The following is a 26,818-nucleotide window of genomic DNA, read 5'->3' as shown; positions in this document are numbered from 1 at the left end:
ATGAATGCTGTCGCAGACCTGCGCCGGGTCGCCGTATACGGCGCCACCGGCTCGATCGGTGCCTCCACGCTGGACGTCATCGCCCGCCACCCGCAGCGCTACCAGGCCACGGTGCTGGCCGCCGGCCGCCAGGTGCAGGCACTGCTGGCCCTGTGCCGCCAGCACAAGCCCGCGCACGCGGTCATCGCCGACGAAGCGCTGTTCACCGAACTGCGCGACGGCCTCCGCGATGCCGGGCTGTCGACCGAGGCCCACGCCGGTCATGCCGCACTGGATCAGCTGGCAGCAAGCGATGCCTGCGACACGGTCGTCGCGGCCATTGTCGGTGCTGCAGGGCTGTCCTCGACCCTCGCCGCCGCTGCGGCCGGCAAGCGCATCCTGCTGGCCAACAAGGAATCGCTGGTACTGGCCGGCGAGCTGCTGACCCGCACCGCCGAGCGCGCCGGCGCCGAGATCATTCCGATCGATAGCGAGCACAGCGCGATCTTCCAGTGCCTGCGTTCGCGCGACGCCAGCATCGACGGCGCCGGCGTGCGCCGCATCCTGCTGACCGCGTCGGGCGGCCCGTTCCGCGGCCGCAGCCGCGCCGAGCTGGCCGAGGTCACCCCGGCCCAGGCCGTGGCTCACCCGAAGTGGTCGATGGGCCCGAAGATCTCGGTCGATTCGGCGACGTTGATGAACAAGGGCCTGGAAGTCATCGAGGCGCACCATCTGTTCTCGGTGCCCGGCGAGCGCATCGAGGTGCTGGTGCACCCGCAGAGCCTGGTCCATTCGCTGGTCGAATTCGTCGACGGCTCGACCCTGGCCCAGATGGGCCTGCCGGACATGCGCACCACCCTGGCGGTCGGCCTGGGCTGGCCGCAGCGCATCGAATCGGGCGTGGCCGGGCTGGACCTGCTGGCGCAGGGCCGGCTGGATTTCGAGGCGCCTGACACCGACGCCTTCCCCTGCCTGGCGCTGGCCTGGCAGGCCATGCAGGCCGGCGGTACTGCCCCGGCGGTGCTGAACGCCGCCAATGAAGAGGCGGTTTCAGCATTTCTTCAGGGCCGGATCGGTTTCCTGACCATCCCGGAGCTGGTTGCTAACGCTCTTTCAACACTGCCGACCCAGCCAGCCGATACACTGGAGGTCCTGTTGTCCGCCGACCAGCGGGCACGCCAGCTCACCCTGAACGCCATCGACGCCGCCTGAACGACCGCCTCGCCCAGCATGACGCCGCCGCCCCTGCCCGCCACTGTGAGCCTGCATGACTGACTTCCTCGGATCGGTCTGGTGGATGATTGTCAGCCTCGGGCTGCTGGTCACGTTCCACGAGTTCGGGCATTACTGGGTCGGCCGCCTCTGTGGGGTCAAGATCCTGCGCTTCTCGGTCGGCTTCGGCCGTCCGCTGTGGTCGCGCCGCGACAGGCACGGCACCGAGTTCGCCATTGCCGCCATCCCGCTGGGTGGCTACGTGAAGTTCCTCGACGAACGTGAGGTCGAGGTCCATCCCCACGAGCGCGGCCAGGCCTTCAACCACAAGACCGTGTGGCAGCGCATCGCCATTGTTGCTGCAGGGCCGATCGCCAATCTGCTGCTGTGCATCCTGCTGCTGTGGGCGATGTTCGTGATCGGCAAGCAGGACTACTCGCCGACGATCGGCCGGGTTGACGGCATCGCCGCCAGCGCCGGCCTGCTCAGCGGTGACCGCGTTCTGCGGGTGGATGAGCGCCAGGTCGCCACCCTGGGCGAGGCCAGCATGGCGCTGACCGCCGCCGCGATGGATCGCCGCGACGTCACGCTTGAGGTACTCGACCCTGCGGACCAGGTGCGCGTGCGCACCCTGCCGCTGTCGCAGCTGCCCGCCGGCTTCGATGAACGACGGGTACCGATCCTGGCCGGCCTGTACTGGCAATCGTGGCTGCAGCCGGCGCTGGTCGACTCGCTCACCGCCGATTCGGTGGTCACCGGGCTGCTGCAGCCGGGCGACCTGATCGTGGCGATCGACGGCCAGCGCATCGACAGCGTCGACCAGGTGATCGGCGAGATCCAGGCCCTCGGCCGTGCCGGAGGCCCCGGCATGATCGAGGTCCTGCGAGGCGGTGAACGCCTTGCACTGGAAGTCACGCCCCGCCAGGGCAAGGATGGCAAGGGCAACCCGGTCTGGCAGATCGGCGTCGGCTTCCCCACCACCTACAGCCCCTCCTACGACACCCTGCTGCGCTATGGGCCGCTGGATGCAGTGACCGTCGCCGTACGTGAAACCGGCCGGCTTGCCGCCGATTCGCTGGGCATGATGGCCCGCATCGTCACCGGCAAAGCCTCGCTGCAGAACGTTTCCGGGCCGGTCACCATCGCCCGCGTGGCCAATGTCTCGGCCAAACGCGGCCTCGACTGGTTCCTGCAGTTCCTTGCCCTGCTGTCACTCAGCCTGTGCATCATCAACCTGTTGCCGATCCCGATCTTGGACGGCGGGCACCTGCTGTATTACCTTATCGAGTTGGTCAAGGGCAGCCCGCTGAGCGAGCGTGCCATCGCCGCCGGCCAATACATCGGCCTGGCGTTGCTGGCCGGGCTGATGGGGTTGGCGTTCTACAACGACATCCTCGGCCTGGTCCCGCGATGAACTTTTCCACGTTGTTGCCGTCTACAGCGTCGGCATCCCGCACCAATGAAATCGACCTTCCTACCGGACGTGACATGACGCGACTCCCCAATCGCCGCCTGCTGGCCCTCGCCCTCGCCGCCGTCACCGGCGCTCCCGCCCTGGCCCAGGCAGCCGAGCCCTTCACTGTCAGCGACATCCGCGTCGATGGCCTGCAGCGCATCAGCTCGGGCACGGTGTTCACCTACCTGCCGGTGGAACGGGGCGAGACGATCACCGACAACAAGGTCGGCGAGACCATCCGCGCGCTGTACAAGACCGGCTTCTTCGAAGACGTGCAGCTGGACCGCCAGGGCAGCATCCTGGTGGTGACCGTCAAGGAACGCCCGGCGATCAACAAGCTGACCGTGACCGGCAACAAGGACATCAAGTCCGAGCAGCTGCTCAAGGGCCTGTCCGATATCGGCCTGACCGAGGGCGGCACCTTCGACCGCCTGAGCCTGGACCGCGTGACCCAGGAACTGCGCCGCCAGTACAACGACCGCGGCAAGTACACCGTCGAGATCACCCCGACCGTGAGCCCGCTGGACCGCAACCGCGTGGACATCGCGATCGCCATCAAGGAAGGCAAGGCGGCCAAGATCCGCCACGTCAACCTGGTCGGCACCGAGAAGTTCGAGAGCAAGGACATCCTGGAGACCTGGGAGTCCAAGGAGCACAACTGGGCGTCGTGGTACCGCCGTGACGACCAGTACTCCAAGGAAAAGCTGTCCGGCGACCTGGAAAAGCTCAACTCGTGGTACCTGGACCGCGGCTACGTCGACTTCAGCATCGATTCCACCCAGGTCTCGATCAGCCCCGACAAGCGCGACATGTTCCTCACCGCGGGCGTGACCGAGGGTGCGCAGTACAAGATCTCCGAGATCAAGGTCAGCGGCGACACCATCCTTCCGCAGGAGGACGTCGAGCGCATGGTGATCCAGAAGCCGGGCGACACGTTCTCGCGTGCCCTGCTGGAATTCAGCTCGGACACCATCACCAACTCGCTGTCCAACATCGGCTACGCGTTCGCCAAGGTGAACCCGATCCCGACCACCAACCGTGCCGAACAGACGGTAGGGATCAACATGCAGGTCGTGCCCGGCCCGCGCGTGTCGGTGCGTCGCATCCTGTTCCGTGGCAACACCCGCACCTCCGACGAAGTGATGCGTCGCGAAATGCGCCAGTTCGAGAACAGCTGGTACTCGCAGGCCGCGATCGACCGCTCCAAGATCCGCCTGCAGCGCCTGGGCTACTTCGAGTCAGTGGACGTCGAGACCCCGGCCGTCAGCGGCAGCAACGACCAGGTCGACGTCGTCTACAACGTCAAGGAAACCACCTCCGGCAGCTTCGTGTTCGGCCTGGGCTATTCGCAGTCCTACGGCATGACCACCTCGGTGCAGCTGTCGCAGAACAACTTCCTCGGCGGCGGCAACCGCGTGTCGGTCGAAGCCTCGCGCAGCAGCTACCTGCAGCGCTACGGCTTCAGCTACACCAACCCGTACTTCACCGACGACGGCGTTTCGCTGGGCTACAACCTGTCCTGGCGTGAACTGGACTACTCCGACTTCAACACCGCGCAGTACAACAGCACCAATGGTTCTGCGCAGGTGGTGTTCGGCGTGCCGCTGACCGAGACCGACACCGTCTCGCTGATGTTCGGCATCGACAGCAACCAGATCACCACGTACCAGGGCTCGACCCCGCAGTCGATCATCGATTACATCAACGTGCTGGGCAGCAGGACGTTCCATGCCTGGCGCACGGAGCTGGGTTGGGCGCGTGACTCGCGCAACGACTACTTCATGCCGACCCGCGGCACCTATCAGCGTGTTGGCCTGGAAACCACGCTGCCGGGCTCGACCATCGAGTACTACAAGCTGAACTACCAGATCAGCAAGTACTGGCCGATCATGCCGTCGCTGGTGATCAACACCCGCGCCGAGATCGGCTACGGCGACAGCTACGGCAGTGACAAGACCGCAATGGTCCCAGACGAGAACGGCAACCTGCGCTCGGTCACCGCCAAGGGGCTGCCGTTCTACGAGAACTTCTACGCCGGTGGTACCAACTCCGTGCGCGGCTTCGAGGACAACACCCTCGGCCCGCGCGAAGTAACCCGCGGTTATCCGGAAGGCCAGCCGCTGGGCGGTTCGCTGAAGACCGTCGGTTCGGTCGAAGCCTACTTCCCGCGTTTGTTCGACAGCCCGTCGGCCCGCGTGTCGGCCTTCGTCGACTTCGGCAACGTCTACAACGGCGCCGATAACTTCAAGGCCAACGAACTGCGAGTGTCTACCGGTGTAGCCCTGCTGTGGCGCGCCCCGGTCGGTCCGATCTCGATCAGCTACGCCTTCCCGCTGAAGAAGGAAGACGGCGACAAGATCGAACGTCTGCAATTCACCTTCGGCGGTCAGTTCTAAGAACTGACCACCGAAGGTGCGCCGCGGCTTGCTGCGCAAGCAGCGGGTCCCGACCTACCTCCTATCCCCCGCGCCATTGGCGCGCCCCCCTTAACAGAAGGGGGGCTCTCCACCAGACGGGGTGCGAATCGCCGGGCTCTGCCCGGCGTTTTCGTTTTACTTGCTCACCACCGTTACTTCCCGCGCTCGCGTGAAATCATCTGGTGATGGCGCAGGGGGCTGACCAGGACCGTTGGCGCCATGGATGGCGCCATCGAGCCCCCAGGGATGGGTCTACGGCGTGTCCTGGGCAGCCCCCTGCGCCATCACCCCGGGACATCAGGCAGGCGCCGCTTTTGACCCCGCATGACCGCAATGGCGTCACACGTTAAACTCCCGCCGTGAATACTCCCACCTACACCGCCCAGCAACTCGCCGAGCAGTTCGGCCTGCAGGTCCATGGCGACCCCGCCACCGCCATCCATGGCGTGGCCACCCTCGCCCATGCCGGTCCTGGCCAGCTGACCTTCCTCGCCAATCCACGCTACCGCGCCCAGCTGGCCGACAGCCAGGCCTCGCTGGTCGTGCTGCGCGCCGACGACGCCGAAGCCGCCCCCGGCGCCGCGCTCGTGGCCAAGGACCCGTACACCACCTTCGCCAAGATCGCCGCGCTGTTCGACATCGCGCCCACGCGCCCACCGGGCATCCACCCCAGCGCCGTCATCGATCCCAGCGCCCAGGTCGCCGCCAGCGCCCACATCGGCCCCTTCGTCTCCATCGGCGCGCGCAGCGTGGTCGGCGAGAACTGCATCATCGGCACCGGCAGCGTGATCGGCGAAGACTGCAGCCTGGACAGCGGCTGCGAACTGATCGCCCGGGTCACCCTGGTCACCCGGGTCAAGCTCGGCAAGCGCGTGCGCGTGCACCCCGGTGCCGTGCTCGGTGCCGATGGCTTCGGCCTGGCGATGGACGCCGGCAAGTGGATCAAGGTGCCGCAGCTCGGCGGCGTGCGCATCGGCGACGATTGCGAAATCGGCGCCAACACCTGCGTCGACCGTGGTGCACTGGAAGACACCGTGCTGGACGAAGACGTGCGCCTGGACAACCTGGTACAGATCGCGCACAACGTGCAGATCGGCGCGCACTCGGCCATCGCCGGCTGCACCGGCATCGCCGGCAGCGCCAGGATCGGCCGCTACTGCCTGCTCGGTGGCCACGTCGGCGTGGTCGGCCACCTCGAGATCTGCGACAAGGTCGTGATCACCGGCAAGTCGGTGGTCCGCAATTCCATCCATGAGCCGGGCGAGTACTCGTCCGGCACCCCGTTGACCGACAACCGCACGTGGCGCAAGAACGCCGCGCGCTTCAAGCAGCTGGACGCATTGGCTCGCCGCGTCCTGGCTGCTGGCAAGGAGAAAGAATGAACGACACGCTGCAGCTTCCGATCGACGTCTGCCAGATCCAGGAACTGCTCCCGCACCGCTACCCGTTCCTGCTGGTGGACCGGGTGCTTGAGCTCGACATCGACGCCAAGCGCATCCTGGCGCAGAAGAACGTCAGCATCAACGAGCCGTTCTTCCAGGGTCACTTCCCGGGCCGCCCGATCATGCCCGGCGTGCTGATCATCGAAGCGCTGGCCCAGGCCGGTGGCGTGATGACCCAGCTGACGCTTGGCCGCGATGCGCAGTCCAAGCTGTTCTACATGGTCAAGGTGGAAAACGCCCGCTTCAACAAGCAGGTCGTGCCCGGCGACGTGCTGATGCTGGATGTGCAGATGAAGCGCCTGATCCGCAACATGGGCTGGTACTACGGCGAGGCCAAGGTCAACGGTGAAGTCGTTGCCTCGGCCGAGGTCATGTGCGCCGGTGCCAAGGGCTGATCCACGGGAGGCAGCAATGACTGACAACGCACCACGGATCCACCCGACTGCCGTCATCGATCCGGCCGCGCGCCTGGCCGACGACGTCCAGGTCGGCGCGTTCACCCTGATCGGTGCCGATGTGGAAATCGGCGCCGGCACAGTGGTCGGCCCCCATTGCAGCATCCACGGCCCGACCAGGATCGGCCGTGACAACCGCTTCATCGGTCACGCCGCGATCGGTGGCGAGCCGCAGGACAAGAAGTTTGCCGGCGAACGCACCGAACTGGTGATCGGCGACCGCAACGTGTTCCGCGAGTTCGTCACCCTGAACCGTGGCACCGGCGGCGGCGGCGGCATCACCACGATCGGCAACGACAACTGGATGCTGGCCTACACGCACGTGGCGCACGACTGCCATGTCGGCAACTTCTGCGTGTTCTCCAACAACACCACCCTGGCCGGCCACGTGACCGTGGGCGACTACGTGATCATCAGCGGCTTCGCCGGTGCCCACCAGTTCTGCCGCATCGGTGCCCACGCCTTCCTCGGCATGGGCGCGCTGACCAACGGCGACGTTCCGCCGTTCACCATGGTCGGCACCGATTCGCTGGGCCGCCCGCGCGGCATCAACAGCGAAGGGCTGAAGCGTCGTGGCTTCGACGCCGAGCGCATCTCCGCCATCAAGCGCGCCTACCGCACCCTGTACGTGGCGGGCCTGCCGCTGGCCGAAGCCAAGGTGCAGCTGACCGAACAGGCACGCGACAGCGATGACGTGAAGGCCATGCTGGACTTCATCGAGCACGCTGAGAGGCCCTTGCTGCGATGAGCAGCACGACCGGCCAGGCGCCGGCCGGCGCCGCCGTGATTCCGCTGGCCTCGATGGCCGGCAGCGTCCCCGCGCAGCGGGTGCTCAGCGAGCGCCCGTTGCGGATCGCTCTGGTGGCCGGTGAGGCCTCCGGTGACCTGCTGGGTGCGGGCCTGGTGCGTGAGCTGAAGGCACGCTTTCCGAATGCCGAATTCGCCGGCATCGGTGGCGATGCCATGCGCAGCGCCGGCTGCCTGACCTGGCACGATGCCAGCGAGCTGGCGGTGATGGGCCTGACCGAAGTGCTGCGCCACCTGCCACGCCTGCTGAAACTGCGTTCCGCGTTCCGCCAGCGTGCACTGGAATGGCAGCCGGACGTGTTCATCGGCATCGACGCGCCCGACTTCAACCTGGGCATCGAACGCTGGCTGAAGCAGCGCGGCGTGCGCACCGTGCACTACGTCAGCCCCTCCGTCTGGGCCTGGCGCGAGAAGCGCGCCGAGAAGATCGGCAGCAGCGCCGACCTGGTGCTGTGCCTGTTCCCGATGGAACCCCCGATCTATGCCAGGCACGGCATCGACGCGCGCTTCGTTGGCCATCCGATGGCCGATGACATCCCCCTGCAGGGCAACCGCGAGGAAGCGCGCGCCGCGCTTGGCCTGCCGACCTCGGCCAAGGTGCTGGCGGTGCTGCCGGGCAGCCGCCTGGGCGAAATCTCGCGCCTCGGTGAACCGTTCTTCGAGGCCGCCTGGCAGGTCTCCGAGCGCATCCCCGGCCTGCACGTGGTAGTGCCTGCCGCCAACCCGGCCTGCAAGCGCCTGATCGAAGAGCAGCTGTCACGCTCGGCGCTGCCGGTAGCCTTCTCGCATGTACTCGACGGTGAGGCGCGCAACGCGATGATCGCCGCCGATGTGGTGGTGCTGGCCTCGGGCACCGCGACGCTGGAGGCGATGCTGGTCAAGCGGCCGATGGTGGTCGGTTACCGCGTCAACGAGCTGACCTACCGCCTGGTCAAGGCGCTGGGCCTGATCAAGGTCGACCGCTTTGCCCTGCCCAACATCCTGGCGGGCCAGGACCTGGCGCCGGAACTGATGCAGCACGACTGCACGCCGGACAAGCTGGCGGCGGCCATCCAGCAATGGTTCGACCACCCGCAGCGGGTGACCGACCTGCAGGACACCTATGCCCGCCTGCATCAACGACTGCGCCGCAATGCCTCGGCCCGCGCGGCCGACGCTGTGGGCGAGCTGTTGATGCGCGACCAGGCCCAGGCATGAGCCGCCGCCACGCCGCAGCGGCCAGCCTGGCCCTGTTCGACGGTGCTGCCGTGGTCGAGCCGGAGCGTCTGGTCGCCGGCGTCGACGAAGCCGGCCGCGGTCCGCTGGCCGGACCGGTCGCGGTGGCGGCGGTGGTGTTCGACCCGGCACGGCCACGCATCAACGGCCTGGACGATTCCAAGCAACTCACCGCAGCCCGCCGCGAGCAACTGCATGACCGCATCATCGAACGTGCCCTGGCCTGGCACGTGGTGCTGGTGGACGTGGACACCATCGACCGCCTGAACATCTACCAGGCCACCCTGCAGGGCATGCGTGACGTCGTTGCAGCGGTCGCCCACGTGGCCGGCTTCGCCCGCATCGACGGCAACGTGGTGCCCAAGGGCCTGGTACTGCCGGCGCAGGCACTGGTCGGCGGTGATGGCATCGACCGCGCGATCATGGCCGCCTCGATCCTGGCCAAGGTCTCGCGCGACCGCTACATGCAGGACGTGCATGCCCGCCACCCGCAATACGGCTTCGAGCAGCACAAGGGCTACGGCACCCCGGCCCATCTGGCCGCCCTGCGCGAGCACGGCCCCTGCATGGAGCACCGGCGCAGCTTCGCCCCGGTGCGCGAGTGCCTGGAAAACCCGGCAGCTGTGACCGCAGACATCGCAATCGCCTGAATCGCCTGAACGGTCGCTGCACCCGGCTGCGAAAGCAGGGTCAGGCGGGGCCCGCGGTTCGCCTGCGAACCGTGGGGAGCGATAGCGCGGATGCGATATCGCATGCCGTCAAGAGCTTGTCGCGCCCTCCAGCCCTCGCTACCCTGACCGGGCACTCCAGCGCTTCCCGACCCCGGCGACGATTCCCCCGTCAGCACCCGGGGCCCGCGCGCTCCAACCTGGTCCGGCATGTCCAACTCCCGCTTCGTACATCTCCACGTCCACACCGAGTTCTCGCTGGCGGACTCCACCATCCGTGTGCCGGCCAAGCCGGACCAGGCGGACCCGAAGAAGGCCAAGCAGGCCAACCTGCTGTCACGCTCGGTCGAACTCGGCCTGCCCGCGCTGGCGGTGACCGACCTCAACAACCTGTTCGCCCTGGTCAAGTTCTACAAGGCGGCCGAAGGCGTGGGCATCAAGCCTATCGCCGGCGCCGACGTGCTGATCGCCGAGGAAGGGCAGGATCCGTGGCGGATGACCCTGCTGTGCCGCGACCGCGAGGGCTACCTGAGCCTGTCGCGGCTGCTGACCCGCGCGTGGATGGAAGGCCATCGCCCCGAAGGCGGCGTGGCCATCCATCCGGACTGGCTGAAGGCCGGCAACGCCAACCTGTTCGCGCTGGCCGGCCGGCAGAGCCTGGCCGGGCGCCTGGCGCTGGACGGCAAGCATGAACTGGCCGAGCAGCAGCTGGCCGATTGGCAGCGCGTGTTCGGCGATGGCCTGCACCTGGAGCTGACCCGCACCGGCCGCGAGGGCGAGGAAACCTTCAACCAGTTCGCGCTGATGGCCGCCGGCCAGCGTGGCCTGCCGGTGGTGGCCAGCAATGATGTGCGCTTCCTGGCGCCCACCGATTTCAGCGCGCACGAAGCGCGCGTGTGCATTTCCACCGGCCGCGTGCTGGACGACCCCAAGCGCCCGCGCGAGTACAGCGACCAGCAGTACCTGAAATCGGCCGAAGAGATGTGTGCGCTGTTCGCCGACATTCCCGATGCCATCGACAACACGCTGGCGCTGGCCGAGCGCTGCAACATCGAGATGCGGCTGGGCACCTACTTCCTGCCCAATTACCCGGTGCCCGACGACGAGACCCTGGACACCTGGATCCAGAAGATGTCGCGCGACGGCCTGGAAGAGCGCCTGGAGAAGAATCCGCTGGCGCCGGGCAAGACCCGCGAAGATTATTTCGAGCGCCTGGAGTTCGAGCTCAACACCATCATCAAGATGGGTTTCCCCGGCTACTTCCTGATCGTGGCCGACTTCATCCAGTGGGGCAAGAACCAGGGGATCCCGATCGGCCCGGGCCGTGGTTCGGGTGCCGGTTCGCTGGTGGCGTGGGCGCTGAAGATCACCGATCTGGACCCACTGCCGTACAACCTGCTGTTCGAGCGCTTCCTGAACCCGGAACGCGTGTCGATGCCCGACTTCGACATCGACTTCTGCATGGACCGCCGCGACGAGGTGATCGACTACGTCGCGCGCAAGTACGGGCGCGAGCGCGTCAGCCAGATCATCACCTACGGCACCATGGCCGCCAAGGCGGTGGTGCGCGACTCCGGCCGCGTGCTCGGCTTCCCGTACGGCCTGGTCGACGGTGTTTCCAAGCTGATCCCGAACATCCTCGGCATCCACCTGAAGGATGCACTGGGCAAGGGCAAGGAAGGCCCCAGCTCGGAAATGGCGTCGCCGGAACTGATCCAGCGCTACGAGACCGAGGACGATGTCCGCGACCTGATCGACCTGGCGCTGCAGCTGGAAGACCTGACCCGCAACGCCGGCAAGCACGCTGGTGGCGTGGTGATCGGGCCCGAGCCGCTGAGCGAGTTCTGCCCGCTGTACGCCGAACACGACGAGAACGGCCTCGGCAAGAACCCGGTCACCCAGTTCGACAAGAACGACGTGGAAGAAGTGGGCCTGGTGAAGTTCGACTTCCTCGGCCTGCGCACGCTGACCATCATCGACTGGGCGGTGAAGGCGATCAACAAGCGTCATGAGCGCGCCGGCATTCCGCCGGTGGACATCGCCGCGATTCCGCTGGACGACACGCCCACCTACAAGGACATCTTCGCCAACGGCAATACGGGCGCAGTGTTCCAGTTCGAATCCTCGGGCATGCGCCGCCTGCTGAAGGACGCGCGCCCCGATCGTTTCGAAGACCTGATCGCGCTGGTGTCGCTGTACCGCCCCGGCCCGATGGACCTGATTCCCTCCTTCAATGCGCGTAAGCACGGCCAGGAAGAAATCATCTATCCCGATCCGCGCACCGAAGCGATCCTGAAAGACACCTACGGCATCATGGTGTACCAGGAGCAGGTGATGCAGATGGCGCAGATCGTCGGCGGCTACTCGCTGGGCGGCGCCGACCTGCTGCGCCGTGCGATGGGCAAGAAGGTGCCGGCCGAAATGGCCAAGCACCGCGAGATCTTCCGCGAAGGTGCGGCCAAGGACGGCGTGGACGAAGCCAAGGCCGACGCGATCTTCGACCTGATGGAGAAGTTCGCCGGCTACGGCTTCAACAAGTCGCACGCCGCCGCCTACGCGCTGGTCAGTTACCAGACCGCATGGCTGAAACGCCATTACCCGGCCGAGTTCATGGCGGCCACGCTGTCGTCCGATCTGGACAACACCGACAAGGTGGTCGGCTTCCTCGACGAGGTGCGCAACCTCGGCCTGACCGTGCTGCCGCCCAAGGTGAACCAGTCAGCCTTCATGTTCGAAGCGGTGACGCCGGACACCATCCAGTACGGCCTCGGTGCGATCAAGGGCGTCGGCCAGGGTGCCTGCGAGGCGGTGGTCGAGGAGCGGCTGAAGGGCGGCCCGTTCAAGGACCTGCTCGACTTCTGCACCCGCGTCGGCTCGGCCAAGCTCAACCGGCGCACGCTGGAAGCGATGATCAACTGTGGTGCGTTGGACGAGCTTGGCCGCAACCGTGCCTCGCTGATGCTGCAGCTGCCGGAGGTGATCAAGGCTACCGACCAGATGGCCCGCGAGCGCGCTTCGGGACAGAACTCGCTGTTCGGTGGCCCGGACCCGAGCGCGACCACGATCCAGCTGGATCTGCCCGAAGCCGAAGAATGGCCGCTGCTGCAGCGCCTCAACGGCGAGCGCGACACGCTGGGCTTCTATCTCAGTGGCCACCCGTTCGATCCATGGCGCGACGATGTACGCGATCTGGTCGGCAACGACCTGGGTTCGGTGGAGAAGATCTGGAGCGCCAACAGCGGTGGTGGCGGCGGCGGCGAAAAGCGCTGGCGCCCGGAAGTACAGACCGTGCTGGCCGGCCAGGTGGTCGGTGTGCGTCGCAAGGGCGAGAGCCAGATCTTCATCCAGCTGGAAGATGGCCGCGGCCGCGTCGAGTGCAGCGCGTTCTCCGACGCGATGGCCGAGTTCGGGCACCTGATGACCAAGGACCGCATCCTGGTGGTCAAGGGCGGCTTGCGCGAGGACGAGTTCAACGGCGGCTACGCACTGCGCATCCGCCAGTGCTGGGACTTCGACGAAGTCTGCGCCAACTACGCCACGCGACTGTCGCTGCGCCTGGACCTGCGCCAGCAGCGCCCGGTCTGGGAGCGCATCGATGCGCTGCTCGACCGCCATCGCCCGGGGCGCACACCGCTGCGCCTGGACCTGCTGCTGAAGGGCCCGCACGGCGGCGTCGCCGGCATGCTCGATGTGTCCGGGCAGAGCGCGGTGCGCATCGATTCCAAGTTGATGGAGGCGCTGCGCGCCGACCCCGCCGTGCGCACGCTGAAAGTGCGCTACAGCCCACCGTGGGCCAGCTGAGGTCGGCTCCTCCGTATTCCTGTTTTTCCCGTTCCAGTCATCAAGGACGATTGCCAATGAAGACCCTGCTGTTCCCGTTCGCCGCCGCGCTGGCCCTGGCCGCCTGTTCGCCCTCGAAGGTCGAGTTCCAGATCGACAACCCGACCGACGCGCCGCTGGCACTGAGCATCGACGGCAAGGACCTGCCGGTAGCCGCACAGGGCTCGCGCCCGATCTCGCTCGCTGTCGGTGAGCACCGCCTGCACACCGACAAGCTCGGCGACGTGCGCTTCATCGTCTACGTCGATGGCCGTGGCGGCCTGATCAACCCGACCCTGAGCGAGTACGTGATCGCCCGCGAGGTCTATGTCACCGACGAGAGCAAGCTGAAGAACTTCGGCACCGGCAAGGCCGGCATCGAACTTGGCGGGGTCGACTTCGAAGGCCCGTTCGAAAAGAGCCACGACCTGTTCATCGACAAAACCTGGACCTACGGCGTGCGCGAGCCCTTCCCGAAGGAAAAGGTGGTGGCCCACGTCGACGCCAGCGGTGGCCAGATCGTGGCCAAGGTGTTCACCGCGCCAGACTTCATCGCTTACGTGGAAGAAGGCATGGGCGAGCCCGGCGCCTTCAAGCGCGAGCAGCCGGCCGGCTACGTGGCCCCGGCGTTCAGCCTGGAACCGGCCCCGGCCAGCCTGCCGGCGCTGGTGCCCGCCTTCGAGGCCCACGCCGCGCCGCTGCGCGAGGTCTATGCGCGCTGGCTGAAGGCGACCACCGCCGATGAACAGAAGGCGCTGCGCAAGCAGGACTTCGCCGCGCAGATGGCCTTCACCTCGGCCACCGCCACCCTGGGCAGCGGGCTGGGACGTGACGCCAACGAGGCCTACAACGACTTCGTTTCCCAGCGCAGCCAGCTGATGGGCCGCAGCGCCCTGGTGGTGCCCTGAGCTGACTGGCGCGCCCCGCCCGGCTGCGCTACCGTCGCCTTCCAGACGAAGGCGTACGGGTGGTTTGCGCGCATTCGGCTAGAATTCCCCTCTTCTTTACACGACGGCTTCCGATGAATCCGAACTACCTCGACTTCGAGCAACCCATCGCCGACCTGGAAGCCAAGATCCAGGAACTGCGCAACGCCAGTGCCGGGCCGGCGGTCAATGTCGAGGCGGAAGTGCACGCGCTGCAGGACAAGCTGCGCATGCGCACCGCGCAGATCTTCCGCAACCTGACCTCGTGGCAGGTGCTGCAGCTGGCCCGTCATCCGTCGCGCCCGTACACCGCCGACTACCTCCGCGTCATGTTCGATGAGTTCCAGGAGCTGGCCGGCGACCGTGCCTTCGCCGACGACAAGGCGATCATGGGTGGCCTGGCCCGCATCAACGGCCGTGCAGTGATGGTGATCGGCCACCAGAAGGGCCGTGACACCAAGGAGAAGATCAAGCGCAACTTCGGCATGCCCAAGCCGGAGGGCTACCGCAAGGCCCTGCGCCTGATGAAGATGGCCGAGCGCTTCGGCCTGCCGGTGCTGACCCTGATCGACACCGCTGGCGCCTGGCCGGGCATCGACGCCGAATCGCGCGGCCAGTCCGAAGCGATCGCGCGCAACCTGATCGAGATGGCCGAACTGAAGGTGCCGATCATCTGCACCGTGATCGGCGAAGGCGGCTCCGGCGGCGCGCTGGCGCTGGGCGTGGGCGACCGCACCGTGATGCTGGAATACGCGGTGTACTCGACCATCACCCCGGAAGGCTGCGCCTCGATCCTGTGGAAGGACGCCGGCAAGGCCAAGGACGCGGCCGAACAGCTGGGCCTGACCGCCCCGCGCCTGAAGAGCCTGGGCCTGGTCGACAAGGTCGTGCGCGAGCCCACCGGCGGCGCCCACCGCAACCCGACGCAGATGGCCAAGCGCCTGAAGGCGGTGCTGCTGAACGAGCTGGATGCGCTGGACAAGCTGTCCACCGAACAGCTGCTGGAACAGCGCTACGCGCGCCTGCGCAGCTACGGCACGTACGAAGCAGCCTGAAGTAGTGCCGGCCGCTGGCCAGCATGCAGGTAGGCCTGGTAGTGCCGGCCGCTGGCCGGCAACACGCAGGTGATTGCAGAAACGAAAGCGCCGGGCGTTTGCCCGGCGCTTTCGTTTGCGCCCTGACGGCATCCACGCATGGCGTGGATCTACCGGGTGCAGATGACCCCGCCTCAGAACGGCTTGGCCAGCACCAGCCATACGATCGGAATGAAGGCCAGCAGCGGGATCTCGTTGATCCAGCGCAGCGCGCGCGACGACGGCAGCGCCCTGCCCTTGGCCACGCCCTTGAGCAGGCGGCCGATCCAGCCGAAGTACACCAGCAGCACCACCACCAGTCCCAGCTTGGCATGCAGCCAGCCGGCGCCACCAGGCGCGACCATGGTCGGGAAATCGGGGATGACCTTGTAGCCCAGCCACAGCACCAGGCCCAGCAGGAATGCCAGGCCGAACATCGAGTGGCCGAAGCGGTACAGGCGCTGGCCCATCAGCTGCAGGCGCTCGGTCACCGCCGGCTGGCCCGCAGTCTCGGCCAGGTTCACCAGGATGCGCGGCAGGTAGAACACCGTGGCCATCCACGCCACCACGAACACGATGTGGAAAGTCTTGACCCAGTAGTAGCTCTGCATGCGCTCGCTCCGGCGGCTGGCGTAGATGGGTACCCATTGTCGCAGTAGAGCCATCCCATGGGTGGCTGCCGCGTCCAATCGCCGCAGCATGGCAGCCACCCATGGCGTGGCTCTACTGCAGGTCCGCCACACCCGGGGGCGCAACACCGTACGATAGGCGCCGTTTTCCCCGATCGCGCACCGCCCCATGGACAAGACCTACGACGCCGCCTATTTCCAACGCTGGTACCGCCGTGCCGACATCGGCGGCAGCGCCCGCCTGGCGCGAAAGGTCGCCCTGGCCGTGGCCAGTGCCGAGTACTACCTGGAACGACCGATCCGCAGCGTGCTGGACATCGGCTGCGGCGAAGGCGCCTGGCGCGCACCGCTGCTGAAGCTGCGTCCGAAGGTCGAATACCTCGGCTTCGACAGCAGCGAGTACGCTGTGCGCCGCTACGGCAGGACCCGCAACCTGCACATGGCCCGCTTCGGCGATTTCGCCTGGCTGCGGCCCTGTGCCCCGGTCGACCTGCTGGTCTGCTCGGACGTGATGCACTACGTGCCCGACCGCGAGCTGCGCGCCGGACTGGCCGGCGTGGCAGAGCTGACGGGCGGCGTGGCCTTCCTGGAGACCTTCGCCGCCGAGGACGCGTTCGAAGGCGACCACGACGGCTTCCAGGCGCGCCCAGCGCGCTGGTACCGCCGCACGCTGGCCCGGCATGGCCTGCAGCCGGTGGGGTCGCACTGCTGGCTCGGCCCCGCCCTGGCAGACGATGCGGCCGCGCTGGAACGGATGTGAATCCAGATTCATTATTTTCAGCCGACTTAACCTGCGGGACACCCGGATGGGATATGCTGCGCGGCAACATATGACCATACATATTCGGTCGTCATGCTCTATCAACTGCACGAACTGACCCGCAACCTGCTCGCCCCCTGGGTGCACCAGGCCCAGGCCAACGCCAGGTTCTTCGCCAACCAGGGCCACTGGTGGTCGCAGATGCCCGGCGCTGATCGCCTGGCGGCGGTCAATGAACTCTTCCACCGCATCGGCAAGGATTACGAGAAGCCCGAGTGGGGCATCAACGAAATCGACGTCGATGGCGAACGCGTGCCGATCGTCGTGCACGAAGAAGTAAGCAAGCCGTTCTGCAAGCTGCTGCGCTTCAAGCGCCACAGCAATGAAGCCGACCAGCTGCACACCATGCTCAACCAGCCGTTCGTGCTGGTCGTTGCGCCGCTGTCAGGCCACCATGCCACGCTGCTGCGCGATACCGTGCGCACGCTGCTGCGCGACCACCGCGTGTACGTCACCGACTGGGTGGATGCGCGCATGGTGCCGGCCAGCGAAGGCGAATTCGGCCTGGACGACTACATCGCCTACATCCAGGAATTCATCCGCCACCTCGGCGTGGAGCGCCTGCACGTGGTGAGCGTGTGCCAGCCGACCGTACCGGTGCTGGCCGCGGTTTCGCTGATGGCCAGCCGTGGCGAACCGACGCCGCGCACGCTGGTGATGATGGGTGGCCCGATCGATGCGCGATGCAGCCCGACCGCAGTGAACAACCTGGCCACGCAGAACCCGCTGTCGTGGTTCGAGAACAACGTCATCCACACCGTGCCGGCCAGCTATCCCGGCGCCGGTCGCCGCGTGTACCCGGGCTTCCTGCAGCACGCCGGCTTCCTGTCGATGAACCCGAGCCGCCACTTCAGTTCGCACTGGGATTTCTATACCGACCTGGTCAAGGGCGACCTGGAAGACGCCGACGCGCACCGTCGTTTCTACGACGAGTACAACGCGGTGCTCGACATGCCGGCCAGGTACTACCTGGATACGATCCGCGTGGTGTTCCAGGACTTCCTGCTGCCGCGTGGTGAGTGGGTGGTCAACGGCGAGAAGGTCGATCCGTCGGCGATCCGCGATACCGCGCTGCTGAGCATCGAGGGCGAGCTGGACGATATCGCCGGCCTCGGCCAGACCGAAGCCGCACAGGCGCTGTGCACCGGCATCACTGCGGACCGCCGTGAGCATTTCATCGTCGAAGGTGCCGGCCACTACGGCATCTTCAGCGGCCGTCGCTGGCGCGAAGTGGTGTACCCGAAGGTGCGCGACTTCTTCGCCGCGCATGCCGAAGCACCGGCGGCGAAGGCCACGAAGAAGAAGAGCAACGTCACCCCGTTGCGGCGAAAGGCGGGCTGATTCCCGGCAGGGGTCGGATCCCTTTCCAACGGAAAGGGCTCTGACCCCAGCATGATGGGATCCGGGGTCAGAGCCCTGTTCTGCGAACAGGGATCCGACCCCTGGCCTGTTACAACCGCACCAGCAGGTTCTTGGCGATCAGCCCGTGCAGCTTGCCGATGCCGCGTGCCAGATGCATCGTCAGCAGCAGCAGCAGCGCGCCCGCCGCAGCAACCGTGATCGCCACCAGCGGCGATGCAGCCATCGGCAGTACGTTCACGCCATCGACGTACACGCCCGGAATGTCGCCACTGAAGATCGCCGCGACCGGCGCCCAGATCAGGCTCAGCGACAGCGACAGCAGCGTCACCGCGAGGGTGAAGTAGATGACGCCCAGCGGCAGCATCAGCACGAAGTACAGCAGGGTCAGCCAGGTGCGGCCATCGGTGAACATGTCGCCGATGCGCTGCAGCCAGGTGCGGCTGCGATCGGTGTAACGCGGACGGCGCGGCATGCGCTCGCCCAGCAGCGCTTCCACCAGCCGCCCTTCCAGCAGCGCCAGCCCGCGCACCGAGCCGAAGAACAGCACGGTCAGCGGAATGCCCACGATCAGGATCAGCAGGCCCAGCGACAGCGACAGGCCGGTCACCACCCAGGTGAAGAAGAAGATGCCGGTGGCCAGCGACAGCAGCATGTAGAACAGCGCACCGTAGGTGTGCGGATCGGTCACCACACCGAAGAAGCGCGCCAGCAGCGAGCGCTGCACCGGCGCCGGCGGCGGTGCGGCCGGCTCGACGCCACTGGCTTCGGCCGCTGCGCGCAGCACCGGTGCGGTATCCGCACGCGGCGTGCGCAGCGCGCGGTTCACCGTCACTTCGGTCTCGCGGTAGATCTCGGCCACTTCGTCCGGGGCGCCATAGCTGCCAGCGACGTCGGCGATCACCTCGGCCTCGCTGCGGCCGGGCTGCGCCGCCAGCTCCGAGCGCAGGTATTCCTCGGCGTCGTACAGGGCGTCCTGCACCATCGCCGGGTCGGCGCCTTCCAGCGCCGCGCGCAGCTGCGCCAGGTACTGCGGGATGGTCGTGGGCAGGGCTCGGCCTGCCAGGCTCGGGTCGTTCATTGCGGTACCCCCTCCAACACGGAATCGACGGAATCGCGGGTGGCCTGCCAGGCCTGGCGCCACTGCGCCAGCACCTCGCGGCCACGTTCATTGATGCGGTAGTAGCGCCGCGGCGGACCGCTGCTGGACGGCTCCACGTGGCTTTCCAGCAGACCGGCAGCCTCCAGGTTGCGCAGCACCGGGTACAGCGCGCTCTGCTTGCCGCTCAGCACGCCCTCGCCCACCCGCTCCAGCTCCTTGGCAATGAGGTAGCCGTACAGCGGCTCCCCGGCCCGGGCCAGCACCGCCAGCAGGGCCAGCGACACCGTTCCGGCGCTGAGCTCCTTCTGGAACTTCTTCAGCTGGACATCGTCATCGGACATGACCGGCCCTCCACTACGTTGAAGTCCACAGTAGTGCGAAGTTCGGTATAGCGAATGTGTCGTTAGTCATCGTGCCGGTTGGCGTGGCCGGGCCGCTCGCGCAGAATCGAAGCCTCGTTCATGTTCCGGGGATCCCATGCCGCACCTTCGTCGCCTTGCCCTGACCGCCCTCGCCTGCCTGCTGCCCGCTCTGGCCAGCGCGGCCACGCCTTACCGCAGCCCGCAGCAGATCCTCGATGCTTCGGCGGCCAGCGAATGGCGCACCCCGGCCCCGGCCAACCTGCTGTACATGGACCTGCCGGCTGGGCGGGTGATCATCGAGCTGGCGCCGCAGTTCGCCCCGCGCCATGTCGCCAACATCCAGACCTTCGCCCATGAGCACTTCTGGGACGGCACCAGCATCTACCGCTCGCAGGATAACTTCGTGGTGCAGTTCGGCGATGCCGACGCCGATGACGCGGCCAAGGCCAGGCCGTTCGGCAGCGCCGCGCGCAAGCTGCCGGCCGAGTTCGAACGCGCCAGCGCCGGCCTGAAGGTCAGCGTGCTGCCGGACCGCGATGGCTGGGCTGCGCAGACTGGTTTCGTCGACGGCTTCCCGGTCGGCCAGGACCCGCAGGCCGGCAAGGCCTGGCTGGCGCACTGCTACGGCATGCTCGGCGCCGGCCGCAGCAATGAAGAAGACAGCAGCATCGGCGCCGAACTGTACGTGGTGACCGGCCAGTCGCCGCGCCAGCTGGACCGCAACATCACCCTCGTCGGCCGCGTGCTGAAGGGCATGGAGCTGCTCAGCGCGATCCCGCGCGGACCGGCGCCGATGGGCTTCTACACCGACCCGAAGCTGCGTACGCCGATCGTGTCGATCCGCCGCGCCAGCGACGTACCGGCGGCAGAGCGCACGCCGATCCAGGTACTGCGTACCGACTCGAAGACCTTTGCCGATACGGTGGAGGCACGGCGTAATCGCGTGGATGATTTCTACAAGCACCCGGCGGGGCATATCGATCTCTGCAATATCCCGGTGCCGGTGCGGTGATGGTTTCCGCACATTACGCGTGCTGAAGGCGCTTCATTGTTCATGGGCGTCACTTTTCTTTTCGCGCGAAAAGAAAAGTAACCAAAAGAAACGCGCCGCCAGGTCGCGAGCCGCCGTGCTTCGCACGTCGGTCCCCTGCGCTTCTCGGTGAATCAGGGGACGGTGCCGAACTCGCTGCGCTCAGACATCGGCACCTCTTCGCCCCTGATTCCCCTGCGATGCTCGGCTCACTCAAGGCGGACCCAAGGTCAAGAGCCACAGCTGCACGACGATGCATGGTAGTGCCGGGCCGGGCCCGGCGAGCGAAGCGACCGCTTCTGCCTTTGATCTTGGATCCGCCTTGAGCGAGCCGAGCACCGCAGGTCCGGCGAGGGCGAAGAGGCGCGGGTGTCTGAGCGCAGCGAGTTCCCGCGCCGTCCCTCGACGGGCCGAGGAGCGCAGGGCACCGGTGCGCAGCACCGGCTCGCGGCCGGCGGAACGTTTCTTTTGGTTACTTTTCTTTGCGTACAAAGAAAAGTAACGCCCATGAACAGTGAAGCACCTTCAGCACGCGCAACGCGCAAAACGCCAATTCCTCAGCCCTTCTGGCTCACCGCCACGCTACCCAGAATCAACACCCCCGCAATCAGCATCTGCACCGTCACCGCCTCCCCCAGGAACAACCACGCAAACGCCGCGCCGAACAGCGGAATCAGGTAGGTCACCGTCGACGCCCGTGACGGGCCGATACGGCCGATCAGGCGGTAGAACATCAGGAACGCCAGCCCGGTGCAGGCCACGCCCAGTGCGACGGCCGCGCCCCAGGCCTTCAGCGGAATCGCCGCCTGCGGCCAGTGGCTCACCGCCATCGGCAGCATCCACAGCGAGGCACACGACAGCGTTGCCGCCGCCGCGGCCGCCGACGGCAGGCCGGTCATGTGCCGCTTCACCAGGTTCACGCCCAGGCCGTACAGCAGCGAAGCCGCCGCACCGGCCAGCACCGCGGTGCCGATACTCAGGCCGGAAACCTTGGCGGTGGCCAGCACCACTACGCCAGCGAAGCCAACCAGCAAGGCACCGGCGCGGCGCAAGCCGATCTTCTCGCCGAAGAACAGGAAGGCGATCAGCGCGGCGAACAGCACGGTCATCGCATTGCAGATCGCGCCGATCGCCGCCGGCGCCTGTTCCGCTGCATAGGCGAACAGCACGAACGGCAACGCCGAGTTGATCAGGCCGATCGGCGCCAGCCACAGCCAGCGCCGCGGCGGGAACTGCGCGCGGGCGCGCCACAGGAACGGCAGCAGCACCAGCGCACCCAGCACCAGCCGCACCTCGACCAGCGCGAACGGGCCGAACGACGGCACCGCCACCCGCATGAACAGGAACGAGCAGCCCCAGATGGCGCCCAGCAGGGTCAATTCCAGCGGCGTGCGCCAATCGCGCTCGGCCGCCTGTGGGACCGCATTCATGCCTTGCCTCCGTACATCGTCAATTCCTCGCCAAGGCGGACAGGATCAGGCGCAGACGCCCGCCGCACAAGCGCGTAGTATCGCTGCCAGCCACAAATATGGTTTGAGGCTCGACATGCTGCTACGCCCTTCCCTGCTACCCGCACTGGCCGTGTTCGCGGTCGCCGCGCGCCACCAGAACTTCGCCCAGGCCGCCCAGGAGCTGCACCTGACCGCCAGCGCGGTCAGCCACCACGTCCGCCGCCTGGAAGAAGTGCTGGAAGTACGGCTGTTCCTACGCCACGCCCGCGGAGTGCGCCTGACTGCCGAGGGCCGGCAACTGGCCGACGCCGCCAGCGCCGCCTTCACCGATGTCGCGGCCGTCGCCCATCACCTGCAGCCGGATGCCGACAGCGTGCCGCTGCGGATCACCACGCTGCGCTCGCTGTCCTACTGCTGGCTGCTGCCACGGCTGCCGCGCTTCACCCAGGCCTACCCGCACATCCGCATCGAGCTGCATACCGGCAGCGGGCTGGATCGCTATGACGACAACGGCCCGGAAGTGGGCATCCGCTACGGCCTGGGCCAATGGCCCGGCCTGCGTGCGCAGCACCTGATGGATGACTACCTGTTCCCGGTCGCCTCACCGGCACTGGCCGGCGTCGAAACGCTGGTCGATCCGGCGCGCATCGCCGACCTGCCGCTGCTCACCGACCTGTCGCCGCAGGGCTGGCGCGACTGGTTCCGCCACGCCGGCGTGCGCACGCCGTCGCCGCTGCCACCCATGCACACCTTCGCCGACAGCACCGATGCGATGCGTGCAGCGGTGTATGGCATGGGCGCGGTGCTGGCGCGCACCCACATCGCCCAGCCCTATCTGCAGCGCTACGAGGTGGTGCGCCTGCCCGGCCCGGCGCTGAAGGCGCGCTATGCGTACCACGTAGTGCATGCCGAAGGACAACCGCCCAGCCCGGCCGCACGCCTGTTCATCGACTGGCTGCTGGAGCAGGCGCAGGACGAACGCACACCGATTCCCGCATTGCCGGACAGCCTGCTCGGGCGTCCGGCCACACGCGCCTGACTGCACCCTCACCCGTTCTTTGCCCGGCGCTGGCTAGGCTGCAGGCAACTCCACAACGTACCTACGCCATGGCCATGCTGCGACTGCGCATCACCGGAACTGAAGACGACGCCCGTGCCATCAGCGACCTGCTGCTCGGCCTGGAGGGCATCGAGCATGTCGAGGAAACCGACGACCTGATGCCGCACATGGACGACGACGATTCCAGCTCGGCCGGGCTGTCCGACGACATCGGCCCGGGCATCCATGAGCTGGAAGTGGAAGTCGGCAATGAAAGCACCGCGCAGAAGGTGCGCGACGCAGTGCAGGAACTGGCGCTGGAGCTGGATGTGTTCGTCGAGTACGAGACCGACGAGGGCTGATGCCGGCGGGCTGCCGGCATCAGCCTCCACCTCAGAGGTTGGGCGGCAGCTTGCGACGGCGGCGGCGCCACCATGCACGCACACCCCAGGCCGCGATCAAGGCCAGCACCGCCACCGGCAGCAGCGCGGCGACGGCGCGGATCAGGAACGCAACGCTGGTGCTGAGGATGCTGCCCGACTCGCTCAGCGCCTCGCCGATCTCGCTGCGGCTGCGCTGGCCGGACGTGGTATCGAAATGGATCGTCACCAGCTGGGTATCGATGCGCCGGCGCTGCTGCGCGGCATCCTTGCTGGCCTGCTCGACACCCGCCTCGATCTCGGACAGCCGCGTGGTGATCGCCATCAGGTCCTCGATCTTCAGGTCCTTGCGGTCCTGGTAGGCCAGCAGCCGCGCGTGTTCCTTCTCCAGCCGCGCCTTGGTCAGCGCGGTGTCGGCCACGGCCTGCGCGAGGTCCTCGGCACGCGTGTTGCGCGACTGCAGCGTGCCGCCCTCACCGGCCAACGCGATCAACGGCTCGGTGCCCTTCGGTGCAATCCGCACCTTGACCTCGCCGCTGGGCTGCTCGCCGCTGCGCTGGTCTACCTGCAGCACCGCGCAGTCACCGAACTTCGCGCTCTGGCAGGCCTGTGCCACCTGCTGGATGCGCGGTGCGATCTGCGCCGCTTCCAGTTGCACCTGCACGTCGTGTTCGTAGGCGAGGAATGCGCCTTCCGGTGAAGCAACAGCAGCTTCGGCGGCAGTGGCGCCCGCATCGGCTGCGCGCTCACCATTTTTTGCACAGGCTGCCAGTGCGAGCAGCAGCACCGGCGTGGCGATCGTGCGCGTCCATGCGCGCAGCGGCCTCACAGTGCGGCTCCGTTGTAGGAGGTCACCGAAAGACCAGCCAGATCCACCTGTGGCACGCAGCGCACGTTCACCGCCACCATCGGCGTGCCGGTGCGCGGGTCCACTGCTTCGCTGTAGGGCGCGATGCCGCACTCGGGGCAATGGTGATGGTCGATGTGTGCCTTGTTGAAGTGGTAGGTGGCCACGTCCGCCGGATCGGTGCTCAGCTGGAACGCTTCGCGCGGGGCGAACCACAGCAGGCTGCCACGGCGGCGGCACATCGAGCAGTTGCAGTCGATGACGTCGCTGATCGGCGCCCCGGCCTGTACGGTGAATGCGATCCTGCCGCAATGGCAGCTTCCCTGGTATTCCATGTTCTGCGCTCCTTTGGAGGGTCCTTGTCTGCGCCCATGGTAATCCTATGGCACGGGGACAAAGCAGCCACGCGGCCCTATGCTCAGGGTTTGACCCCGTACAGGAACGCCGATGCGCCCGCATCTTCTTGCCCTCGCCCTGGTCGCCGCCCTGGCCGGTTGCCAGCCGGCCGACGCCCCGACCAACGCTTCCACCCCGGCCACCAGCCAGCAGGCCGGTGACGCGGCGGTCGATGCCGCCTTCGCCGACCTGTCCAAGCGCGCCCTGGACACCTGGATGCAGCTGTCGCCGGTCAGCGCTACCCAGATCGGTGACCACCGCTACGACAGCGAGCTGGACGACCTCAGTGCCGCCGGCCAGCAGAAGACCCTGGCAGCCTACAAGGCGCTGCTGGGCGAGCTGGACAAGATCGAGGTGGCCAAGCTGGGCCGCGAGAACCAGGTGGACGCAGCGATCCTGCGCAACCAGCTGCAGTCGGAAATCTGGAACGCCGAAGTGCTGCAGTCCGGCAAGTGGGACCCGCAGCTGTACAACGGCATCGCCGGCAGCGCGATCTACGGCCTGATGGCGCGCGAGTTCGCGCCGCTGCCGGAGCGCCTGAAGTCGGCCACCGCGCGCATGGAAAAGCTGCCGGCGATCTTCGCCCAGGCCCGCGAGAACCTGGATCCGGCGCGCGTGCCGAAGATCCATGCCGAGACGGTGGCCAAGCAGAACAAGGGCATCCTCAGCATCGTCGATACCTTCATCACCCCGCACATCGGTGAACTGCCGCAGGCCGACCAGCAGCGTCTGCAGGCCGCCATCGACGGCCTGAAGAAGGCGGTGGACGAGCAGCAGACCTGGCTGGACAAGACCCTGGTGCCGAATGCCAAGGGCGACTTCCGCATCGGTGCGGAAAAGTACGACCAGAAGCTGAAGTTCGCGTTGAGCTCCTCGCTGTCGCGCCAGGAGATCGGTGAGCGTGCACGCGCCGAACTCAAGCGCGTGCGCGAAGACATGTACGGCATCGCGCAGACCGTGCTGAAGGACAAGCCGGGTGCGCCGGAGATGCCGGCCCAGCCGACCGGCGAGCAGCAGCAGAAGGCCATTGAAGCTGCGCTGGAGCTGGCCTACGCCGACAAGCCGGCACGCGACAAGGTCGTCGACGATGCCAAGGCCGCACTGGAGCAGTCCACCGCGTTCGTGCGCGAGCACGATCTGATGACGCTGCCCGACGCGCCGGTGGACATCATCCTGATGCCGGAATTCCAGCGTGGCGTGGCCGTGGCCTACTGTGATTCACCGGGTCCGCTGGACAAGAACCTGAAGACCTTCTACGCCGTGTCGCCGATTCCGGACGACTGGAACGACAAGCAGGTCGACTCGTTCCTGCGTGAGTACAACTCGCGCATGATCCACCTGCTGAGCATCCACGAAGGCACCCCGGGCCACTACCTGGAAGGCTGGCATTCGGCCAAGTTCCCCTCCACCCTGCGTGCGGTGCTGCGTTCGGGCCTGTTCGCCGAAGGCTGGGCGGTCTACACCGAGCGCATGATGCAGGAGCAGGGCTACCTCAACAACGACCCGCTGTTCCACCTGGTGCAGCTGAAGTTCTACCTGCGCACGATCTCCAACGCGATCCTCGACCAGGGCGTGCACGTGGACAACTGGGATCGCGAGAAGGCAATGCACCTGATGACCCACGACGCGTTCCAGCAGGAAAGCGAAGCGGCGGGCAAGTGGGTGCGTGCACAGCTGACCTCGGCACAGCTACCGACCTACTTCGTCGGTGCGCAGGAACACTTCGACACCCGCAAGGCGGTGCAGGAGAAGCTGGGCGACAAGTTCAACCTGAAGGCGTACCACGACCAGATGCTGTCCTACGGCGCACCCCCGGTGCGTTTCGCACGCCAGCTGATGCTGGACCAGCCGATCGAGTGATCGGGGTGGTGTAAGTTGAAGCGGAGCGGCCCGGGGAAACCCGGGCCGATCTGTATGTGGGGGATCGCCAAGCC

The 26,818-nt window shown here is 67.0% G+C and carries 23 protein-coding genes; 17 read left to right on the top strand and 6 right to left on the bottom strand.

All coding sequences use genetic code 11. The features are described 5' to 3' along the window. The 11 genes from AC5P6S_RS11010 (at window position 1) to AC5P6S_RS10960 (ending at window position 15,451) form a co-directional block, all read left to right on the top strand. Window positions 1-1,191, top strand: a complete 1,191-nt coding sequence (locus AC5P6S_RS11010; protein WP_005408741.1) for a 1-deoxy-D-xylulose-5-phosphate reductoisomerase — start codon at window positions 1-3, stop codon at window positions 1,189-1,191. A gap of 55 nt (window positions 1,192-1,246) precedes the next feature. Next, a complete protein-coding gene (gene rseP, locus AC5P6S_RS11005; protein WP_005408740.1) occupies window positions 1,247-2,605 on the top strand; it encodes an RIP metalloprotease RseP in 1,359 nt (452 codons plus the stop codon). A 74-nt stretch (window positions 2,606-2,679) separates the two neighbouring features. Then, window positions 2,680-5,043 (top strand): outer membrane protein assembly factor BamA, encoded by a 2,364-nt coding sequence (bamA, locus tag AC5P6S_RS11000; RefSeq protein ID WP_049395932.1) that lies wholly within the window; start codon window positions 2,680-2,682, stop codon window positions 5,041-5,043. 380 nt (window positions 5,044-5,423) lie between these two features. Beyond that, window positions 5,424-6,446 carry a UDP-3-O-(3-hydroxymyristoyl)glucosamine N-acyltransferase gene (lpxD, locus tag AC5P6S_RS10995; RefSeq protein ID WP_005408738.1) on the top strand — a complete coding sequence of 341 codons (1,023 nt, stop codon included), beginning with the start codon at window positions 5,424-5,426 and terminating at the stop codon, window positions 6,444-6,446. Then, the gene (fabZ, locus tag AC5P6S_RS10990; RefSeq protein WP_005408737.1) at window positions 6,443-6,901 is read left to right on the top strand and encodes a 3-hydroxyacyl-ACP dehydratase FabZ; all 459 of its coding nucleotides are present in this window, start codon (window positions 6,443-6,445) and stop codon (window positions 6,899-6,901) included. The genes lpxD and fabZ overlap by 4 nt, the downstream gene beginning before the upstream one ends. A 16-nt stretch (window positions 6,902-6,917) precedes the next feature. After that, window positions 6,918-7,709: an acyl-ACP--UDP-N-acetylglucosamine O-acyltransferase gene (gene lpxA, locus AC5P6S_RS10985; protein ID WP_005412736.1), complete on the top strand. Its 792-nt coding sequence runs from the start codon at window positions 6,918-6,920 to the stop codon at window positions 7,707-7,709. Between the two features lie 53 nt (window positions 7,710-7,762). After that, window positions 7,763-8,965, top strand: coding sequence for a lipid-A-disaccharide synthase (gene lpxB, locus AC5P6S_RS10980; protein WP_043034888.1), 1,203 nt, complete (start codon window positions 7,763-7,765; stop codon window positions 8,963-8,965). Further along, window positions 8,962-9,633, top strand: a complete 672-nt coding sequence (rnhB, locus tag AC5P6S_RS10975) for a ribonuclease HII (protein ID WP_005412735.1) — start codon at window positions 8,962-8,964, stop codon at window positions 9,631-9,633. The genes lpxB and rnhB overlap by 4 nt, the downstream gene beginning before the upstream one ends. Window positions 9,634-9,861: 228 nt before the next feature. Continuing rightward, window positions 9,862-13,452: a DNA polymerase III subunit alpha gene (gene dnaE, locus AC5P6S_RS10970; RefSeq protein WP_043034852.1), complete on the top strand. Its 3,591-nt coding sequence runs from the start codon at window positions 9,862-9,864 to the stop codon at window positions 13,450-13,452. A gap of 56 nt (window positions 13,453-13,508) precedes the next feature. Next, the gene (locus AC5P6S_RS10965; protein ID WP_150359594.1) at window positions 13,509-14,378 is read left to right on the top strand and encodes a hypothetical protein; all 870 of its coding nucleotides are present in this window, start codon (window positions 13,509-13,511) and stop codon (window positions 14,376-14,378) included. Window positions 14,379-14,491: 113 nt separating this feature from the next. Beyond that, a complete protein-coding gene (locus tag AC5P6S_RS10960) occupies window positions 14,492-15,451 on the top strand; it encodes an acetyl-CoA carboxylase carboxyltransferase subunit alpha (RefSeq protein WP_005408731.1) in 960 nt (319 codons plus the stop codon). A 173-nt stretch (window positions 15,452-15,624) separates the two neighbouring features. On the opposite strand, the gene AC5P6S_RS10955 is transcribed toward AC5P6S_RS10960, so the two are convergent. Next, window positions 15,625-16,080, bottom strand: a complete 456-nt coding sequence (locus AC5P6S_RS10955; RefSeq protein ID WP_414498351.1) for a CopD family protein — start codon at window positions 16,078-16,080, stop codon at window positions 15,625-15,627. 187 nt (window positions 16,081-16,267) lie between these two features. Here AC5P6S_RS10955 and AC5P6S_RS10950 point away from each other — a divergent pair, with 187 nt between their 5' ends. Both AC5P6S_RS10950 and AC5P6S_RS10945 read left to right on the top strand, forming a co-directional pair. Beyond that, the gene (locus tag AC5P6S_RS10950) at window positions 16,268-16,858 is read left to right on the top strand and encodes a class I SAM-dependent DNA methyltransferase (protein WP_414498352.1); all 591 of its coding nucleotides are present in this window, start codon (window positions 16,268-16,270) and stop codon (window positions 16,856-16,858) included. A 93-nt stretch (window positions 16,859-16,951) separates the two neighbouring features. Further along, a complete protein-coding gene (locus AC5P6S_RS10945; protein ID WP_005408728.1) occupies window positions 16,952-18,259 on the top strand; it encodes a polyhydroxyalkanoate depolymerase in 1,308 nt (435 codons plus the stop codon). A 109-nt stretch (window positions 18,260-18,368) separates the two neighbouring features. Here the strand turns inward: AC5P6S_RS10945 and AC5P6S_RS10940 are convergent, their stop codons facing one another. Further along, a complete protein-coding gene (locus AC5P6S_RS10940; RefSeq protein WP_012479602.1) occupies window positions 18,369-19,358 on the bottom strand; it encodes a sensor domain-containing protein in 990 nt (329 codons plus the stop codon). Then, a complete protein-coding gene (locus AC5P6S_RS10935; RefSeq protein WP_111197962.1) occupies window positions 19,355-19,720 on the bottom strand; it encodes a PadR family transcriptional regulator in 366 nt (121 codons plus the stop codon). The genes AC5P6S_RS10940 and AC5P6S_RS10935 overlap by 4 nt, the downstream gene beginning before the upstream one ends. Before the next feature lie 136 nt (window positions 19,721-19,856). Here AC5P6S_RS10935 and AC5P6S_RS10930 point away from each other — a divergent pair, with 136 nt between their 5' ends. Then, the gene (locus tag AC5P6S_RS10930; protein ID WP_495204613.1) at window positions 19,857-20,753 is read left to right on the top strand and encodes a peptidylprolyl isomerase; all 897 of its coding nucleotides are present in this window, start codon (window positions 19,857-19,859) and stop codon (window positions 20,751-20,753) included. 575 nt (window positions 20,754-21,328) lie between these two features. On the opposite strand, the gene AC5P6S_RS10925 is transcribed toward AC5P6S_RS10930, so the two are convergent. Then, on the bottom strand, window positions 21,329-22,201 hold the full coding sequence (locus AC5P6S_RS10925; protein WP_043034843.1) for a DMT family transporter: 873 nt from the start codon (window positions 22,199-22,201) through the stop codon (window positions 21,329-21,331). 115 nt (window positions 22,202-22,316) lie between these two features. Between AC5P6S_RS10925 and AC5P6S_RS10920 the strand changes: the two genes are divergently transcribed. Both AC5P6S_RS10920 and AC5P6S_RS10915 read left to right on the top strand, forming a co-directional pair. Beyond that, window positions 22,317-23,261, top strand: coding sequence for a LysR substrate-binding domain-containing protein (locus AC5P6S_RS10920; protein WP_005408722.1), 945 nt, complete (start codon window positions 22,317-22,319; stop codon window positions 23,259-23,261). A gap of 68 nt (window positions 23,262-23,329) precedes the next feature. After that, complete coding sequence (locus AC5P6S_RS10915; RefSeq protein ID WP_005408721.1) at window positions 23,330-23,623, top strand: hypothetical protein; 294 nt, start codon at window positions 23,330-23,332, stop codon at window positions 23,621-23,623. Between the two features lie 31 nt (window positions 23,624-23,654). Here the strand turns inward: AC5P6S_RS10915 and AC5P6S_RS10910 are convergent, their stop codons facing one another. Together AC5P6S_RS10910 and AC5P6S_RS10905 are read right to left on the bottom strand one after the other, a co-directional pair. Then, window positions 23,655-24,470 carry a DUF4349 domain-containing protein gene (locus AC5P6S_RS10910; RefSeq protein ID WP_231522831.1) on the bottom strand — a complete coding sequence of 272 codons (816 nt, stop codon included), beginning with the start codon at window positions 24,468-24,470 and terminating at the stop codon, window positions 23,655-23,657. After that, on the bottom strand, window positions 24,467-24,823 hold the full coding sequence (locus tag AC5P6S_RS10905; RefSeq protein WP_495204612.1) for a GFA family protein: 357 nt from the start codon (window positions 24,821-24,823) through the stop codon (window positions 24,467-24,469). The genes AC5P6S_RS10910 and AC5P6S_RS10905 overlap by 4 nt, the downstream gene beginning before the upstream one ends. Before the next feature lie 112 nt (window positions 24,824-24,935). Between AC5P6S_RS10905 and AC5P6S_RS10900 the strand changes: the two genes are divergently transcribed. Next, a complete protein-coding gene (locus AC5P6S_RS10900; protein ID WP_483723551.1) occupies window positions 24,936-26,744 on the top strand; it encodes a DUF885 domain-containing protein in 1,809 nt (602 codons plus the stop codon). Window positions 26,745-26,818 lie beyond the last annotated feature (74 nt).

The sequence above is a fragment of the Stenotrophomonas sp. YJH_SMC_119 genome (genome assembly GCF_059368315.1).
Note: the sequence above shows the minus strand (reverse complement) of the source record. Positions and strands in the feature narration are given on the sequence as shown.

Excerpts from the sequence above, each read along its gene's own strand:
- dnaE (WP_043034852.1), top strand. The coding sequence starts at position 9,862 with ATGTCCAACTCCCGCTTCGTACATCTCCACGTCCACACCGAGTTCTCG.
- AC5P6S_RS10930 (WP_495204613.1), top strand. The coding sequence starts at position 19,857 with ATGCCGCACCTTCGTCGCCTTGCCCTGACCGCCCTCGCCTGCCTGCTG.
- AC5P6S_RS10955 (WP_414498351.1), bottom strand. The coding sequence starts at position 16,080 with ATGCAGAGCTACTACTGGGTCAAGACTTTCCACATCGTGTTCGTGGTG.
- lpxB (WP_043034888.1), top strand. The coding sequence starts at position 7,763 with ATGGCCGGCAGCGTCCCCGCGCAGCGGGTGCTCAGCGAGCGCCCGTTG.
- rnhB (WP_005412735.1), top strand. The coding sequence starts at position 8,962 with ATGAGCCGCCGCCACGCCGCAGCGGCCAGCCTGGCCCTGTTCGACGGT.
- AC5P6S_RS10945 (WP_005408728.1), top strand. The coding sequence starts at position 16,952 with ATGCTCTATCAACTGCACGAACTGACCCGCAACCTGCTCGCCCCCTGG.
- AC5P6S_RS10905 (WP_495204612.1), bottom strand. The coding sequence starts at position 24,823 with ATGGAATACCAGGGAAGCTGCCATTGCGGCAGGATCGCATTCACCGTA.
- AC5P6S_RS10940 (WP_012479602.1), bottom strand. The coding sequence starts at position 19,358 with ATGAACGACCCGAGCCTGGCAGGCCGAGCCCTGCCCACGACCATCCCG.
- AC5P6S_RS10900 (WP_483723551.1), top strand. The coding sequence starts at position 24,936 with ATGCGCCCGCATCTTCTTGCCCTCGCCCTGGTCGCCGCCCTGGCCGGT.
- AC5P6S_RS10925 (WP_043034843.1), bottom strand. The coding sequence starts at position 22,201 with ATGAATGCGGTCCCACAGGCGGCCGAGCGCGATTGGCGCACGCCGCTG.
- AC5P6S_RS11010 (WP_005408741.1), top strand. The coding sequence starts at position 1 with ATGAATGCTGTCGCAGACCTGCGCCGGGTCGCCGTATACGGCGCCACC.
- bamA (WP_049395932.1), top strand. The coding sequence starts at position 2,680 with ATGACGCGACTCCCCAATCGCCGCCTGCTGGCCCTCGCCCTCGCCGCC.
- AC5P6S_RS10960 (WP_005408731.1), top strand. The coding sequence starts at position 14,492 with ATGAATCCGAACTACCTCGACTTCGAGCAACCCATCGCCGACCTGGAA.
- lpxA (WP_005412736.1), top strand. The coding sequence starts at position 6,918 with ATGACTGACAACGCACCACGGATCCACCCGACTGCCGTCATCGATCCG.
- AC5P6S_RS10915 (WP_005408721.1), top strand. The coding sequence starts at position 23,330 with ATGGCCATGCTGCGACTGCGCATCACCGGAACTGAAGACGACGCCCGT.
- AC5P6S_RS10950 (WP_414498352.1), top strand. The coding sequence starts at position 16,268 with ATGGACAAGACCTACGACGCCGCCTATTTCCAACGCTGGTACCGCCGT.
- rseP (WP_005408740.1), top strand. The coding sequence starts at position 1,247 with ATGACTGACTTCCTCGGATCGGTCTGGTGGATGATTGTCAGCCTCGGG.
- fabZ (WP_005408737.1), top strand. The coding sequence starts at position 6,443 with ATGAACGACACGCTGCAGCTTCCGATCGACGTCTGCCAGATCCAGGAA.
- AC5P6S_RS10920 (WP_005408722.1), top strand. The coding sequence starts at position 22,317 with ATGCTGCTACGCCCTTCCCTGCTACCCGCACTGGCCGTGTTCGCGGTC.
- AC5P6S_RS10965 (WP_150359594.1), top strand. The coding sequence starts at position 13,509 with ATGAAGACCCTGCTGTTCCCGTTCGCCGCCGCGCTGGCCCTGGCCGCC.
- AC5P6S_RS10935 (WP_111197962.1), bottom strand. The coding sequence starts at position 19,720 with ATGTCCGATGACGATGTCCAGCTGAAGAAGTTCCAGAAGGAGCTCAGC.